Annotated in this window: 10 protein-coding genes; 6 read left to right on the forward strand and 4 right to left on the reverse strand. The window is 70.5% G+C overall.

What is annotated here, in order from left to right:
- Positions 1 to 9 precede the first annotated feature (9 nt).
- Positions 10 to 1,278, reverse strand: a complete 1,269-nt coding sequence (locus tag HG542_RS12770) for a multidrug effflux MFS transporter (RefSeq protein WP_171080748.1) — start codon at positions 1,276 to 1,278, stop codon at positions 10 to 12.
- Positions 1,279 to 1,333: 55 nt separating this feature from the next.
- On the opposite strand from HG542_RS12770, the gene HG542_RS12775 reads away from it, so the two are divergent.
- Complete coding sequence (locus HG542_RS12775) at positions 1,334 to 3,310, forward strand: FG-GAP-like repeat-containing protein (protein ID WP_171080750.1); 1,977 nt, start codon at positions 1,334 to 1,336, stop codon at positions 3,308 to 3,310.
- Between the two features lie 70 nt (positions 3,311 to 3,380).
- On the opposite strand, the gene HG542_RS12780 is transcribed toward HG542_RS12775, so the two are convergent.
- Positions 3,381 to 3,659 carry a hypothetical protein gene (locus HG542_RS12780; protein WP_171080752.1) on the reverse strand — a complete coding sequence of 93 codons (279 nt, stop codon included), beginning with the start codon at positions 3,657 to 3,659 and terminating at the stop codon, positions 3,381 to 3,383.
- A 196-nt stretch (positions 3,660 to 3,855) separates the two neighbouring features.
- A complete protein-coding gene (locus HG542_RS12785) occupies positions 3,856 to 7,230 on the reverse strand; it encodes an ALF repeat-containing protein (protein ID WP_171080753.1) in 3,375 nt (1,124 codons plus the stop codon).
- A 426-nt stretch (positions 7,231 to 7,656) separates the two neighbouring features.
- Here HG542_RS12785 and HG542_RS12790 point away from each other — a divergent pair, with 426 nt between their 5' ends.
- From HG542_RS12790 to HG542_RS12810, 5 genes are all read left to right on the forward strand, one after another.
- Complete coding sequence (locus tag HG542_RS12790; protein ID WP_229922700.1) at positions 7,657 to 8,142, forward strand: hypothetical protein; 486 nt, start codon at positions 7,657 to 7,659, stop codon at positions 8,140 to 8,142.
- A 49-nt stretch (positions 8,143 to 8,191) separates the two neighbouring features.
- Positions 8,192 to 9,790 carry a S1 family peptidase gene (locus tag HG542_RS12795; RefSeq protein ID WP_171080755.1) on the forward strand — a complete coding sequence of 533 codons (1,599 nt, stop codon included), beginning with the start codon at positions 8,192 to 8,194 and terminating at the stop codon, positions 9,788 to 9,790.
- A gap of 12 nt (positions 9,791 to 9,802) precedes the next feature.
- Positions 9,803 to 11,353 (forward strand): S1 family peptidase, encoded by a 1,551-nt coding sequence (locus HG542_RS12800; RefSeq protein ID WP_171080757.1) that lies wholly within the window; start codon positions 9,803 to 9,805, stop codon positions 11,351 to 11,353.
- 167 nt (positions 11,354 to 11,520) lie between these two features.
- The gene (locus tag HG542_RS12805; protein WP_171080587.1) at positions 11,521 to 11,928 is read left to right on the forward strand and encodes a hypothetical protein; all 408 of its coding nucleotides are present in this window, start codon (positions 11,521 to 11,523) and stop codon (positions 11,926 to 11,928) included.
- 108 nt (positions 11,929 to 12,036) lie between these two features.
- Positions 12,037 to 13,581, forward strand: coding sequence for a trypsin-like serine protease (locus tag HG542_RS12810; protein WP_171080759.1), 1,545 nt, complete (start codon positions 12,037 to 12,039; stop codon positions 13,579 to 13,581).
- A 92-nt stretch (positions 13,582 to 13,673) separates the two neighbouring features.
- Here the strand turns inward: HG542_RS12810 and HG542_RS12815 are convergent, their stop codons facing one another.
- The gene (locus HG542_RS12815) at positions 13,674 to 15,779 is read right to left on the reverse strand and encodes a PIG-L family deacetylase (RefSeq protein ID WP_229922701.1); all 2,106 of its coding nucleotides are present in this window, start codon (positions 15,777 to 15,779) and stop codon (positions 13,674 to 13,676) included.
- Positions 15,780 to 15,795 lie beyond the last annotated feature (16 nt).

Below are 15,795 nucleotides of genomic sequence, written 5' to 3' on the forward strand. Positions count from 1 at the left end.
TGCCGCATTCTATGCGGCGTCCCTGCGCTGCCACGGACGGCACAGCCCCGCGAAGCAGACGACGGCCGCCAGCGCGCAACCCAGCTGCACGACGGCCATCGGCACGGCCGTGTGCTCGCCCGCGATGCCGACCAGCGGCGAGGCGACCGCACCCAGAAGGAAAGTGGACGTACCCAGCAGGGCGGAGGCGGAGCCGGCGGCATTGCGGGAGCGCATCAGCGCCTGGGCGCTGGTGTTGGGCATGGCGAGTCCCATGGCGGACATCAGGACGAACAGCCCGGTGGCGACGGGCACGAGCCCGGGCCGGCCGAACACGCCGGACGTCATGAGCAGCAGCGCACCGGCGGCGAGGACGACCACGGCGAGGCCGATGCCGAGGACCGCGTCGAGGGAGAAGCGCCCGGCCAGGACCTTGCCGTTGATCTGTCCGACGAGGACGAGCCCCACCGAGTTGAGCCCGAAGAGCAGACTGAAGGTTTGGGGTGATGCGTGGTAAATGTCCTGAATCACGAACGGCGAGGCGGAGATATAGGCGAAGAGCGCGGCGAAGCTGAACCCGCCCGCGAGCATGTAGCCGGTGAACACGCGGTCGGCGAGGAGCCCGCGCATGGTCTGCAGGGCCTGGACGACACCGCCGTCGTGGCGCTGCTCCGGCGGCAGCGTCTCGGGGATCCCGCGCCAGACGACGAGGCAGAGCAGCGCGCCGACCACCGTGAGGACGACGAACACCCCGCGCCAGTCCGTCAGCCGCAGCACCTGGCCGCCGATGAGCGGCGCGACGACGGGGGCCACGCCGGAGATCAGCATCAGCGTGGAGAAGAACCGGGCCATGGCCACGCCGTCGTAGAGATCGCGCACGACGGCCCGCGCGATGACGATCCCGGCGGCACCGGCCAGCCCCTGTACGAGCCGGCACCCGATGAGCACAGTGGCATCCGGCGCGAGGGCACAGGCGGCGGTGGCGATCACATAGACCACCATCCCGGCGAGCAGCGGCCGCCGCCGCCCCCACTTGTCGCTCATGGGCCCCACGACGAGCTGCCCGAGCGCCATCCCCATGAGGCAGGCGGTGAGCGTGAGTTGCACGGTGGCGGCGGGACTGCGCAGGGCCCCGGTGACCTCCGGCAGGGCCGGGAGGTACATGTCCATGGACAGCGGCGGCAGGGCGGTGAGCGCCCCGAGCACGAGCGTGACGACGAGACTCGCGGGGGCGGGGGTTCGTATGTGGTGGCGGTCCGTGGCGGGGGTGGTGGGGGCGTCCGTGGGCATGGGGTCCATGATGCCCGGCGTTGAAATGATCAGGCCCGCGCCGCCCCATCCCGAAGGAGACACAGTGCGCAGACTTCTCCGCCTGGCCACCGTCATGGCCTTGGCCTGCGCGGCAAGCGCCACGGCTCCCCTCGGCCATCCCGCACACGCCGCCGACGGCGCCGCGCAGTGGACCCGTACCTGGGGCACCGCGATGGCGGCGGCGTCGGCCGCCGAGACGGGGATCACCGGCCGGCAGACCCTCCGCATGGTCGTGCACACGAGCGTCGGCGGCAGCACCGCGCGCATCCAGCTGGTGAACACCTTCAGCAAGGAGCCGGTGACCATCGGCCATGCCACGCTCGCCCGCCGGGCGAGCGGCGGTACGGCCCGGGCCGTACCGCTCACCCTGACCTTCGGGGGCGCCCGGCGGACCGTGATCGGGCCCGGGGAGAGCGTCTTCAGCGATCCGGCCGCGTTCCCGGTCGACGCCGGCGAGGACCTGCTCGTCAGCATCCACCTCCCCGACCCGGTCCGTTCGGTGCCGTTCCACGAGTACGCGCTGACCACGTCCTACATATCGGCGGACGGCGACTCGGCGGACCGTACCGAGGAGACGGACGGCGGGGGTTTCCCCGCCCGGTTCGAGCACTGGGCCTTCCTCGGCGGCCTCGATGTGACGGGGAGCGGCAGCGGCGGGACCGTCGTCGCCATCGGCGACTCCCAGACGGACGGCGGGCATTCGACTCCGGACACCGACCGCCGATGGCCCGACGCCTATGCGCGCAACCTGCGGGCCCTCGGCCGGCCGATGGGTGTGGTCAACGCCGGCATCTCGGCGAACCGCCTGCTCTCGGACCACGACAGCAGGCCCGGGATCGCCTCGGTGTACGGCCCGAGCGCCCTCAAGCGCTTCGACCGTGACGTCCTCTCCCAGCCGAACGTCAAGTCCGTCGTCCTCTACGAGGGCATCAACGACATCGTGCTCGACAATGCGAAGAGCCCCGAACTCATCGCCGGCATAAGGCAGCTGGCCGCGCGCTCCCACTCCGCGGGCATCGGCTTCACGGCGGCCACGATCCCGCCGTTCAAGGGTTCGGCGTACTTCACCGCCGAGCGGGAGGCGGTGCGGCAGGAAGTCAACGCGTACATCCGCAGCACACACGACGTCGACGCGCGCCTCGACTTCGACCGGGCCACGCGCGATCCCCTCGACAACCAGCGGTTGTTCGGGGCCTACCCCGACCCCGCGGACCACCTGCACTTCAACGACAACGGCTGCCAGGCCCTGGCGGACGCGGCCACCGGCTCCCCCGCCCCGGCGCCCTTCACCCCGAACTTCTCCCAGACCGCGGCAGCGGACTTCACCGGGGACGGCGTCGCCGACCTCGTAGCCCGCAACTCCCGGGGCGAGCTGTACCTGTGGAAGGGCAGCGGCGACGGCACGTTCGAGAAGCCGGTGTTCCTGACGGGCGACTGGAACTACACCCAGACCGTGGCGGGCGACTTCACGGGCGACGGCAAGGCGGACCTCATCGCCCGGGACGCCGACGCCAAGCTCTATTTGTGGGCGGGCAGGGGCGACGGCACCTTCGACAGGCCCCGACTCCTCACCGACGGCTGGGACTTCACGCAGACCGCGGCGGCGGACTTCACGGGGGACGGCATCGCGGACCTCGTCGCGCGCGACGCGAAAGGCGACCTGTATCTGTGGACCGGTGAGCGGGGCGGTACGTTCAGCCGCCCGAAGAAGCTGACGGGCGACTGGAATTACACCCAGACGGTGGCCGGGGACTTCACGGGGGACGGCAGGGCGGACCTCATCGCCAGGGGCGGTGACGGCACCTTGTACCTGTGGACGGGGAACGGCGACGGGACGTTCGGCCGCCCCAAGGTGCTGACGGGCGACTGGAATTACTCCGAAACCGCTGCCGGTGCCTTCTACGGGGGCGGCACGGCGCATCTTGTGGCGCGGAGCGATGCGTCGGGGGTGTTGTACGAGTGGGTGAACCGGGGGGATGCGGACTTCAGCCGGGGGTTGCGGCTGACGGGCGGGTGGTGATCCCGGAACATGCCCGAAGCCCTCCGGTTCCTCGGGGAACCGGAGGGCTTCGCCGTGTGCGGGTGGGGATTCACGAGGCCATCGAAAGCCACGATCCGACCAGGGCCACCACGATGATCACCACGACCAGTTGCTGCTGGAGTCCTTTGGACCAGGCGTTCTTGGCGCTCTGGCCGTTCTCGGCCATGTCCAGGGTCTTCTCCCTCAGCTCCTTCCGGCGCCCCAGGCAACCCAGCGGGAATCCCACGATCGCCGCGGAGTACAGCGCAAGCGCCACTTCGGGGCTGAAATTCTTCACGAGAGAGCTCAGAGCGGTGACCACGATCCCGATCACCGGTCCCAGAAACATCCGCATTCGGTACCGGCGGTTCGGCATGAGCGGAAGGAAGAACAGTAGGAAAAGCACCGTTGCCGCGACAGCGATGACGCACCAGGCGTTCAACGGAATGGACGGAGGCTGTGGCATCACTCTTCCCTGACTCTGTGGGGCCCGCATCCCGGGCCCCACAGTTTTTATCGTCTGCTGAACCGGCAACCCTGCCAGGCTACCAAGTGAAGAGTCCGACAATCGGGGAGATGGCCTGGTGCATCACATGGGCCGTCCTTTCGATCCCCGATATCACCTTTGTGCCGTCCTCAAGGACGCGGGCGCCCGCCCAGATCGCCCCGCTGCCGAAATTTCCGATTTTGCCGAGCGCCATGCCGGTGACCGCGCTCATCATTGCATCGCTGCCGAAACCATCGGCGTACCAGGCCAGCCCGGCGCTGATTCCGCCCGCAATCATGGATGCCCCGCCCAGAACGGGCGTGACAACGGCGTCCGCGGCAGGGATGGCAGCCGAAATCGCCGCCGCCGTACCGAGAACGGTGCTCGCGCGGTTGAACCACTGGGCACCGCTGCGCGCCCAGTCCTTGCCGTCGCACTTGTGGGTGTCGTCCTTCACACACTCATTGCCGACGGACGGAGCCTTGTCGTACTTGGGGTCGTCGGACGGCTTGGTGCCCTTGTCTGCGTTCTCGTGGGCCTGCCGCGCCAACTCGGCGGCCTTCGCCGCCTCTTCGGCCTGGCGCTTCTGCACCGCGATGGCCTTGGCCTCACCGGCAGCCTTGTTGGCCGCTGCGGCATCCTGGCCGGCTGCCGTGGCCGACTGGCCGGCGCTGTCGGCCGAGGCCTGGGCGTTCGCCGCCGAGGCCACGGCCTCGTCGGCGGAGACAGAAGCCTGCTCGGCCGAGTAGTTGGCCTCGCGGCTGGCCTGCTGGGCCGTGACGGCGGCGGCCTTGGCCTGCTTGGCGGAGTCCGCCGCGGATGCCGCCGATGCGTCGGCCTCGCGAGCCTTGGCCTGCGCCTGCTGGGCGTAGTCACCGGCCTCGTTGGCCGAGCTACGGGCCTTGTCGGCCCACTCCCCGGCTTCCTTGGCCCTGTTGTGGGCCTTGGCCGCCACCTGGGAGGCCAGGTAGGCGTTCTGGTTCGCCGTCGCCGCGGTACGGGCGGCGGTGGCGATCATCGACTCCACGGCCTGGACGTGGCTGGCCGTGTCCGCGTCCAGCTGTGCCGCCTTGTAACGGACGCGCGTGACGAAGTCGTGCTGCATCCAGGCGGGGCCGTTCATCGCGACCTGGCCGGCCGCCTGCATGTTGGCGCCGCCGTCGTGCATGAGCGCGAGCGTCTGGACGCGGTCGTCCTCGCCCTGGGCCTGACGATAGCCGGTGCTCAGGAAGGCGTACAGGGCCTTGACGCTGCCGTCGTTCAGGGCGGCGTTGCCCGCATCGTTGACGGCCTTGCCCCCGTTGTGCATGAGCGCCAGGATCTGGACGCGGTAGTCCTCGGCCTGGATGGTGTAAACACCCTCGGTGAGGAACTTCTCAGCCGCACCAGGGTCGTTGCTCTGCAGGGTCTTGGTAGCCGCGTCGGCCAGTGCGGGACCACCGACCCGGGCGAGGGCCAGGACCTTCTCGCGGTCGTCCTGCTGCTGGGCCTGCTGGTAGTCCGCCTTGACCCAGGAGACGACGGCGTCGTCAGGTCCGGCGAGGGCGGCGGCAGCGGCCGTCCGGGTCCAACTGCCGGTGTTGCCCAGCAGATTCACGGCAGCCTTACGGCCGAGGTCGACCATGGTCGCGGTGTCGATCCCGGGCGCTGACGCCTTGGCCATGAGTTGCTTGGTCGCCTCGTCGGTGACGGCGGCCTGGTTCTGCGCCTTGGACAGGTCGCTGTGATCGTCCTGGTCGGCCTTCGCGAGCTTCTTCGCCTCCTCGATGCCGCGGTTCGTGTCGGCGTCGAGCTTGGCCTTCTCGCTGTCGCGGGCGAGCTTTTCGACGTTCTGCGCCTTCGTGACCGCGGCGGAGGCCGCCTTGGCGGCATCCGCGGCGTTGTTGGCGTGCTCGGTGGCCTTGTTCGCCCAGTCCTTGGCCTTGCCCGCCTGGTCGGCGGCCTCGTCGGCGTCCTTGGCGGCGTTCCTGGCGTGGGTCGCGGCACTCATGGCGGCGTCGTGCGCGTCGTGCGCGGCCGCGGCGGCCGCGTTGGACAGCGACTGGGCCCGTTGGGCCGCATCGGTGGCCACGGCGGCGGCGTCGTTGGCGACATCGGCGGCCCGGCGGGCCCGGCGCGACTGCTCGGTGGCCTCGCCGGCGGAAGCGCTGGCGTCCGCCGAGGCGCTGGCCGCGTCCGCGGCGTTCCGTGCGGCGCTCGCGGCGGACATACCGGCCTTGCTGGCGTTCTCGCTCGCCACAGCGGCGTCGTCGGCGGCCGCTCCGGCGTTCTCGGCGTTCTTGGCCGCGTCGCGTGCCGCTTCGGCAGCCTTGCGGGCCGCCGACGCCTGGCTCGCGTCGTTCCCGGCTGCGGAGGCGGCGTTGTAGGCGCGTGCTGCCGCCTCGCCGGCGGCAGCGGCGGCGGCTGCGGCGGCCTGAGCGGCTGCCGCAGCCGTCTGGGCCGCGGAGACGGCCGTGTTGGAGGCCTCGATCGCCGTCTGCGCCGCCTCGGCCGCGCCCTCCGCGGCAGCGGCGGCGCGGTTGGCGGCCTCGCCGGTGCGTTGGAGGTCGCCCTTGGCGGCTGCAGCCTCCTTGGCCGCCTTCTGGGCGGCCTCCTTGGCCTTGGTCGCGGCCTCGTCGGCGCGCGCACCGGCCTCCTTGGCGGCGTTGGTCTCGCGCTGGGCCCGCTTGCCCGCCTCCGTGGCCACACCCGCGAGCTGGGAGACGGTCAGCGTCTCCTGGTCACGCGAACGAGCCAGGTACTGGCCGGTCTGCAGGAAGTCCCTGACGTCCTGCGGTGATCCGTTCAGCGCGCGCTGGGCGAGCTTCTGCACCTCCGGACCGCCGGCGTGCATGATGGCCAGGGTCTGGACCCGCTCGTCCTCTTCCTGGGCCTGCTCGCGTCCGGTCTGGAGGAAGGCGTCCAGCGCCTGCTCGGAACCGTCGTCGAGCGCCTTCTGCGCCGCGGCGCGCACACCGGGCCCACCGTCGTTCAGCACCGACAGGACGGCAACGCGTCGGTCGTCGTCCGTCGGGTTCTTGTAACCGCTCTTGACGAACGCGTGGATGTCCGCGTCCGATCCGTCCAGCGCCTTCTCCGCGGCCGCACGGTAACCGGATCCTCCGGAGGAGAGCAGCTTCAGGACGGCCGCGCGTTCGTCCTCGGCAGTGGCCCGGTCGAGCCCCTGCTGGAGGAAGTTGCGGAGGTCGTCGCCCGAGCCGGTCAGTGCCTTGGCGGCGGCGTCCTTGGTCGCCATTCCCCCGAGCTGCCAGGCCTGGACCGCCTGCGCACGCGCGTTGTCCGGAAGCGGCGGTCCTGCGGGGTCGGCCGGGGCCGCCTGCGCCCAGGTCGTGCCGAAAACAGTCGCCGCCATGGTCAGGGCAGCCAGCGCCGCAAGTCTCTTGCGTACGAGGCGCGCACGAGGCGCGCTCGCCATCGCTATTTCGTTTCTCATATCCCCTCAAAACTTCGCGGGTCCACAAAGAATCCGCAAAGAGTCCCCCACAGATCCCCCAAAGACCCGACAAATGGCTGCAGTTGCCGCAGCACAGCGCATGATCGCACAGCGAAAACGGCAAGGGCGCACCATTACCGTCGACTGCGACCCGAGTGGCGAAGAACACGCACGGCCGGACGTGACGGTGGTTCAACCCCGCTTCTGGGCAAGCCCGTCGAAGTGATATCAATGGGTCTGCCGGTCCGAGCGCAGGGGGCAATGACAAGGCGCCATCAGGCCAGCATGGATACTCGGGGGAGGTCCGACCAGCCATTCCCGGTTCCTTGCCGGACAGGCACGCGTGCACGTTTCGTGCCGCGCGATTTCCTATCGCTTTCCATGCGATGTTTTATCGCATTGTTCACGCAAGGGACCTGAAGAACCGTGAAGTTGACCTTCCGCATGCTCGCCGCCGGTACTGTTGCTGCTGCCGCCGTGCTGGCCGGACCGGCCGCGGCCTTCGCCGACACCCCGCCCACCGGCGTCGAGGACTTCCAGTACCCGCAGGCCGACAAGATCTTCAAGGAGCGGGGCATCAAGCTGAAGACCGGTGACGGGCACATCGTGCTCGCCACCTGCGGGAGCCGGCCCGGCCTCATAGAGGTCGAGGCGCGGGGCATGCAGGACAGGGACCCGGTCGGCCACGGCATCTTCTGCTTCCGCGTCACCGGCAAGACCGGCTACCTCAGCCTGGAACTCCCCTCGGTCTACGGCGTGGTGGGCAATGACTACGACGTGAACGTCAACATGCAGACGTCCACCGAGACGAAGTCCTTCCCGGTCGACAAGAACAAGTGGACCGCGGTCGGCGAGCCCGCCGACCCGCAGCGCCGCGACTTCACCCTGCTGGAGATCGTCGCCAAGAGGTAGGCGCAGAACACCGCCCCACCTCTTCAGGACTCCAGCAAGGAAACTCCTCATGCCAAGCAGACGTTCACGCGCCGCATGGACGGCAGGCCTCATCGCCGCCTCCGTCACCATCGGTGTCATGACCGCCGCCCCCGCCAACGCCGTCGTCGGCGACGAGGCCAAGGACGGCCAGTACACCTTCACCGCCCGGCTCGACATCGGCAGCGGCGCCGGCAAGCGCAGCTGCACCGGTGCGCTGGTGGAGAGCCAGTGGGTGCTCACCGCAGCCGGCTGCTTCTCCGACGACCCGTCCCAGGGCTACCGCATCCCCGCCGGTGCGCCGAAGGCGAAGACCACCGTCACCGTCGGCCGCACCGACCTGACCACCGAGACCGGCACCACCGTCGACGCCGTCGAGCTCGTCCCCCGCGGGGACCGCGACCTCGTCATGGTCCGCCTCGCCAAGCCGGTCGCCGACATCGCGCCCGTCTCCGTCGGCAGTTCCGCGCCCCAGCAGGGCGAGGACGTCCGCGTGGCCGGCTACGGCCGCACCCAGGACGAGTGGGTCCCGACCCGCCTGCACTCCGCCGCCTTCACCACCGGTGCGGTCTCGGCCGGCACCGTCGACCTCGCGGGCAAGCCCGCCGAGGCCACGACCTGCCCAGGCGACGACGGCGCCCCGGTCTTCCGCGAGAAGAACGGCACCTTCGAGCTCGCCGCCGTCAACACCGGCTCCTGGCAGGGCGGTTGCTTCGGATCGGACGACGCCGAGAAGCGGACCGGCGCCACCGGCACCCGCGTCGACGACGTCGCGGACTGGATCCGGCAGACGTACGTCCGCACCCTGCTCTCCCGCGCCGACTGGAAGAACGCCTCCTACCTGACCTCGGGTTACTTCACCGGCAAGGGCGCGGCCGACAGCAAGCGCCGCATGGACCTCTTCGTCGTCTGGAAGGACGGCTCGGCCTCCCTCTACCAGGGCTCCGACGGCAGCGACCCGAAGTACCCGTTCACCGCGGAGTACAAGCTCGCCGGTGCCGGCAGCTACTGGAAGGACGCCCGCGCCGTCACCGGCGGCAAGTTCGCCCAGGACGGCTCCGAGGGCCTCACCGTCCGCTGGGCCGGCGGCAAGCTCTCGACGTACACCCACGTCGACGAGAACGGCTTCCACGACGAGAAGACCCTCGCCTACTCCGACACCTGGAAGCGTGCCCGTCTGATCACCGCCGGCCGCTTCGCCACGAACAACCTGCGCGACGACCTGCTCGTCCTGTGGGACGACGGCTCGACGTCGATGTACTCCGACACCGGGAAGAACGGTGTCTCCAAGGAGACCCAGCTGACCAAGGCGGACAAGGGCTGGGAGAACGCCGTCGAGATGAACGCGGGCGAGTTCACCGGCAAGAAGACCTCGGACCTGATGATCCGCTGGAACGACGGCCAGACCCAGCTCTTCCCGGGCGTCGACACCGCCGGCTACCACGGCCGCACCCAGCTCCGCCCCGAGCACTCGGCCTGGGGCGGCGCCGCGCAGATCACGGTCGGCAACTTCACGGACGCCAACGGCCACCCCGACGACATCCTCATCCGCTGGAACGACGGCAACCTCAGCTACTACCCGGGCGTGGACGCAAGCGGCACGCACGGCGAAGTCCAGCTGATCGGCTAGGAGCACACACTCATGACCAACAAGACGTCCCGCACCGCGTGGGCAACCACCCTCGTCTCCACGGCCGTTGCCGCCGGCCTGCTCACCGCCGCCCCGGCGCACGCCGTCGTCGGCGACCCGGCCAAGGACGGCCAGTACGCCTTCACCGCCAAGCTCGACATCGGCACCGGCAGCAGCAAGCGCAGCTGCACCGGCGCGCTCGTCGACCAGCAGTGGGTGCTCACCGCCGCCAGCTGCTTCGCCGACGACCCCGCCCAGGGCTACCACATCCCCGCCGGCGCACCGAAGCTCAAGACCACCGTCACCATCGGCCGCACCGACCTCTCGGGCAACGGCGGTACGCAGATGGACGCGATCGACCTCGCCCCGCGCGGTGACCGCGACCTCGTCATGGTCCGCCTCGCCAACCGCGTCACGAACGTCGCCCCCGTGACCGTCGGCACCGGCGCGCCCCAGCAGGGCGAGGAGCTGCGCGCGGCCGGCTACGGCCGCACCGCGGACGAGTGGGCCCCCGACCTGCTGCACACCGCCGCCTTCGGCATCGGCAATGTCTCGGCCACCGGCATCGACATCGACGGCAAGACCCCTGCCGGCGCGAGCCTGTGCAAGGGCGACACCGGCGCGCCCCTCTTCCGTGAGAAGAACGGCACGTTCGAGCTCGCTGCCATCAACACGGCTTCCTGGCAGGGCGGTTGCTTCGGCTCGGACGACTCCGAGAAGCGGACCGGCGCCACCGGCAGCCGCGTCGACGACGTCAACACCTGGATCCAGCAACTGCGGCTGACGGGCCGGTCCGGCGAGGTCACCAACGTCCTCACCACCGGCAAGTTCAGCGGCAGCGGCCGCACCGATGTCGCCGCCGTGCTGAAGGACGGCTCGCTGGTCTCCTTCTACACGGGCCCGGACGGCGTCCTCCAGTACGGTCGCGAGCTGTGGGGCGACAAGACCTGGGACGGCAAGAAGCAGATCATCGCCGGTGACTTCAACGGCGACGGCACGACCGACATCATGGCCATCGGCCCCGACGGCATGCTGAAGCTGTACCGCGGCACCGACAGCGGCAAGCTCGCCACCGGGCAGAACGCCTGGCGCGACGGCTCCTGGGGCAAGATGACGGCCGTCGCCCGCTTCCGCGCGCCCGGCTGGACGCGTGACGGTCTGATCGCGCAGTGGGACGACGGTTCGCTGTTCGCCTACCCGACCGGCCCCGACGGTCTGCTGACCGGCCAGCGGCAGGAGATGTGGGGCGACAAGACGTGGACCAAGCGTCTGCTCGCCACCGGCGACTTCAACGGCGACGGCAAGGACGACATCGCCGCCGTCTCCACGGCCGGCAGCATGGACCTGTACACGGGCAACGCCAAGGGCTCGTTCGACAAGGCCGGCCGCATGTGGAACGACAACACCTGGGACACCATGCAGTTCGCCCTGGGCGGCGACTTCGACGGTGACGGCAAGGGCGACATCTTCGCCCGCTGGGGCCGCGGCGACCTGCGCTGGTACCCCGGTGACGGCAAGGGGCACCTGGGCGACTCCCGCCCGGCGTGGCCGACGAGCTCCTGACGCCGACGAACGATCCGCGGCCCCTGCCCTCCCGGGCGGGGGCCGCTCTGTCGTATACGGCCCGCCAACTCCCCCTGAAAACTTGTCTGTCGGCAGGCAACCTGGGGTACCCGATTCCCGTGTTCCCCAGTAAGACCCGTGAAACGGTCCACAAGGAGGAAGACGCCATGAATCGCACGTTCCGCCTCGTCTCCGCCACAGCCCTGGCCGTTGCACTCGGCGCGGGCGTCACGGCCACCGCCGTCGCCGCGCCGACCGCGGCACCGGCCGCCCCGTCCGCCGCCTCGTCGTCCGTGGCCGCCAAGCCCGCTCTGACCGCCAAGGCCGATGTCGCGTCCGTGGACGCCTGGCAGAACTTCCACGTCACCGGAAAGGCGACGGGCATAGCGGCTGGCACCAAGGTGACTCTGCAGCAGAAGCAGGGCGCCAAGTGGGTTTCGCTGCCCGCGACCGTGTCGGTCGACAAGAACTCCGCCTATTCGATGCGCGTCAAGCTCGGCATCAAGGGGAAGAACTTCCTGCGCATCGCCGGCGGGGGCGCTGTATCGCCCGTGTTTACGGTCACAGTGCACTGACCGCGAACAGCACTCATTCCTGCTCGAGGCCCTCCGGTAAACCACCGGAGGGCCTCATGCTTTACTTGCCCATTACCTGTAATTGATTTGGACACAAGGAATCGCATCATGTTCGGCAGACGTTCACGCGCCGCGTGGACCGCAGGAGTTCTCGCTGCGACCGCCACGGCGACGACGCTGACCGCCCTGGCCGCGTCCCCGGCCGCCGCCGTCGTCGGCAGCGCGGCCGAGAACGGGCAGTACGCGTTCACCGCGAAACTCGACATCGGCAATGGCAAGCGCAGTTGCACCGGTGCACTCGTCGACGCACAGTGGGTGCTCACCGCCGCCAGCTGCTTCTCCGACGACCCCGCACAGGGCTACCGCATCCCCGCCGGTGCCCCCAAAGAGAAGACCACCGTCACCGTCGGCCGCACCGACCTGACCACCGAGACCGGCACCACCGTCGACGCCGTCGAGCTCACCCCCCGCGGTGACCGCGACCTCGTCATGGTCCGCCTCGCCAAGCCCGTCACCGGCATCTCCCCGGTCACCGTGGGCACCGCCGCGCCCCGCCAGGGCGACGAACTGCGCGTGACGGGCTACGGCCGTACCAAGGACGAGTGGGTCCCCGACCGCCTGCACACCGGACTCTTCGGCGTGGACGCCGTGCGGGACGGCTCCGTTGGGATCAGCGGCAAGGGCGACGCGAGCATCTGCAAGGGCGACACCGGCGGCCCGGCGCTGCGCGAGCAGAACGGCACCGTCGAACTCACCGCCATCAGCAGCACCTCCTGGCAGGGCGGCTGCTTCGGCAACGAGGACGAGACCCGCAAGGGCGCCGTCTCCACCCGCGTCGACGACGTCAACAGCTGGATCCAGCAGCTCCGCCTGACCGGCATGTACGGCGAGCTCACCAACGTCGTCACCACCGCCGACTTCAACGGCGACGGCCGCACCGACGTCGCCGCCGTGCTCAAGAGCGGCCGCCTGATGGCTTTCTACGCCGGCCCGGACGGCACCCTGGAGTACGGCCGCGAGCTGTGGCACGACAACTCCTGGGACGGCATGCGGAAGATCGTCGGCGGTGACTTCGACGGCGACGGCAAGGCCGACATCGTCGCGGTCGGCAACGACGGAACCCTGCTGTTCTACCGCGGCAACGACCGCGGGACGCTGGACCCCCGCCGGCCCATGTGGCGGGACAAAAGCTGGGGCAGCATGGCTCACATCGCCCGCTACAAGGACGGCTCCTCCGGCCGCGACGGCCTGCTCGCGGTCTGGGACGACGGCTCGCTGTTCTCCTACCCGACCGGCGCCGACGGCATCCTGACCGGGCAGCGCCGCGAGATGTGGCGCGACAAGACGTGGACCAAGAGGCACGTCGCCACCGGCGACTTCAACGGCGACGGCCGCGAGGACATTGCCGCGGTCGCGACCGACGGCACGCTGCAGCTGTACGCGGGCAACGCCAAGGGAACGTTCGACAATGCCCGGTCCATGTGGAGGGACAAGAGCTGGGACACCATGCAGTACATCCTGGCCGGCGACTTCGACGGCAACGGCAAGGCCGACCTGACGGCCCGTTGGGGCCGCGGCAATTTGGCCTTCTACGCCGGTGACGGAAACGGTGCGCTTGCCGACGGGCGAGCCATGTGGCCCGCCGTGGGCTGACGTTCGACTGCGAGTCGTCCATAGTTGACGGCTGTGCCGCAGATCGATACAGCCCCGCGCCCCCTGGTCGGGGCGCGGGGCTGTCCCACATCTCAGCGCCGCGTCACCCGCAGCGTGCCCTCCGGGGTGAGGGCGGCCACCACCAGCCGCCCCTTCGCATCCGCCGCCACCGCCGGTGCGCCCACGGCCTGTTCGCCGAAGGTCGCCCACTTCGGGCGGGCGTCCTGGCCGAAGCCGCTGGCGCTGAGGCTTCCGGCGTTGTTGCGGCTGACGAGCAGGGCCCGTTCGGCCTTCGCCGGGTCCGCCGCCGCGGCCATCACGCCGTAGCCGCGGGCCGCGAGGCCGAGGTCCAGTTCCTTCCACCGGCCGTCCTTGCCCTCCAGGCGGTAGGCCAGCGGCTTGGCCGTCTTCGGCTGCCGGAACGCCAGCAGCAGGCCGCCGTCCGGCTGGGGCAGCAGCGTCGGCGGGTCGGCCGGCGCCGGCAGCTTGCCGTACTTCTCGGCGGCCAGGGCGAAGTCACCGCCGGGACGTTCCTGCACCCAGTGGTGGACCGTGTCGTGCCCCGAACCGACCACGTGGATACGGCCGTCGGTGCCCGTGACCGCACTGAGGCCCTCCTGGACCTCGTCGCCGTGCAGGTCCGTCCACTTCTCGTCCCAACGCCCGTCCGGGGCCTGGCGCTTGGTGCTCACGCCCTTCGCCCAGGTGCGGACGAAGACCTGCACGCTGCCGTCCTCGTTGCGGGCGACCACGGGGGCGCCCACACGGCGGCCGCGGACCGGGTCCTCCTCGGGGTTGCCGAGGGACGTCCAGGCACCGAAGCGGCCCCCGGGGCTCTCCTGCTCCAGGGCGACGATCTCGCGGCGGTTGCCCTGCGCGTCCGCACCCAGCCCGGCGAACCGCTCCGCGAACAGCTGCCAGCGGCCGTCCTTGGTCTGCGAGACGGCGAGGGCGGGCGCGAGCATGCCGCCGCCGAGCAGCTGGGGCGCACCGAACCGGCCGCTGCCGGGAGCGGTCTCGGTCCACATCGCGGCCTGCTGGTCGAGCACGCCGAACGCCGTCAGCCGGTCGTCGTGCCCGCGCTGCAGCCATGTGGTGGTGCCGGGGTGGCGGACGTTGGTGCTCTGCAGCCAGCCGGTGCCGTACGAGCGGTCCCGGCCGACGTCGTAGTCGCCGCAGCCCGCGGCGAAGCCGCAGCCGAGGGCGGGGTCGCCGCCGTAGGCGTTGAGGACGTCCGCCTTGCCGCGCACGAGACCCGGCGGCAGATTGAACGGCCAGCGCTCGTTGTAGTAGCCGCGGTGTGCGGTGACCGTGAAGTGCTTGCCGTCGCCCGGGCCGCGGTAGCGCTCCAGGGCCGCGTAGGTGAAGAGGGCGACCGCCGTGTGGTCCGGGTGGTCGGAGTAGCCGGTCTGGTCGTGGTGCTGGCGGTGCTTGTGGTCGTGGACCTGCATGTCCGGGTCCGGGTCCATGGTGCGCACCAGGGTGGGCTTGAACCGGTCGAGTACACCCGCCAGCGCGTCGATGAGCGCGGCGCGGGTGACGGGTCGGGCGTCGCGCACGGTGGAGCCGGTGGTCACCCGGGTGCGGGTGACGGCCTTCGGGTCGGCCCACAGGTCGGACAGGCTGGTGTCCTTCCGGCCGGGCGGGTCGTCCTGCGGGACGGCCCGGTTCTTCCCGGCCGGGCCCTCGCCGGTGTCGGCCTGGTCCGCCGTGTGCTGGGCGACGCCGAGGAAGACGAGCGTGACGCCGGGGTGGTCGACCAGGCTGTCCATCTCGCACTGGATGCCGCCGGGCAGGTCCAGGACGGTGCGCTTCCACTCGGCGAGCGGCTTGCCGGCCGCCATCAGTGCATAGGCCTGGCGCAGGCCCTGCTGGCGCGATCCGGCGTAGCCCGCGTAGTCCGGCTTCGGCTTCTCCTTCTTGCCGGGCACCTTGTTGAGACCGTCGGCCTCGCCGCTGGTCACATAGACGCTCACCACGCGGTGGTTGGCGTCGATGGAGTGGCGGACGTCGGGGTTCATGAAGTACAGGTCGTCGTCCGGGTGGGCGATGATCTGCATCGTGACGGCACCGCCGGTGCCGTCCTTGCCGGCCGTCACCTTGGCGCGCACGGCCGGTTCGGTCTTCGCTGCCTCGGGCTTCTTCCCGTGCCCGGACGTACAGCCGGCTGCGGTCAGGGCGACCATCGCGGACAGCACCAACCTTCTGCTCGGA

Source organism: Streptomyces morookaense, from assembly GCF_013030945.1.
GTDB classification, from domain to species: domain Bacteria; phylum Actinomycetota; class Actinomycetes; order Streptomycetales; family Streptomycetaceae; genus Streptomyces; species Streptomyces morookaensis.

Excerpts from the sequence above, each read along its gene's own strand:
- HG542_RS12785 (WP_171080753.1), bottom strand. The coding sequence starts at position 7,230 with ATGAGAAACGAAATAGCGATGGCGAGCGCGCCTCGTGCGCGCCTCGTA.
- HG542_RS12780 (WP_171080752.1), bottom strand. The coding sequence starts at position 3,659 with ATGTTTCTGGGACCGGTGATCGGGATCGTGGTCACCGCTCTGAGCTCT.
- HG542_RS12805 (WP_171080587.1), top strand. The coding sequence starts at position 11,521 with ATGAATCGCACGTTCCGCCTCGTCTCCGCCACAGCCCTGGCCGTTGCA.
- HG542_RS12770 (WP_171080748.1), bottom strand. The coding sequence starts at position 1,278 with ATGGACCCCATGCCCACGGACGCCCCCACCACCCCCGCCACGGACCGC.
- HG542_RS12810 (WP_171080759.1), top strand. The coding sequence starts at position 12,037 with ATGTTCGGCAGACGTTCACGCGCCGCGTGGACCGCAGGAGTTCTCGCT.
- HG542_RS12800 (WP_171080757.1), top strand. The coding sequence starts at position 9,803 with ATGACCAACAAGACGTCCCGCACCGCGTGGGCAACCACCCTCGTCTCC.
- HG542_RS12795 (WP_171080755.1), top strand. The coding sequence starts at position 8,192 with ATGCCAAGCAGACGTTCACGCGCCGCATGGACGGCAGGCCTCATCGCC.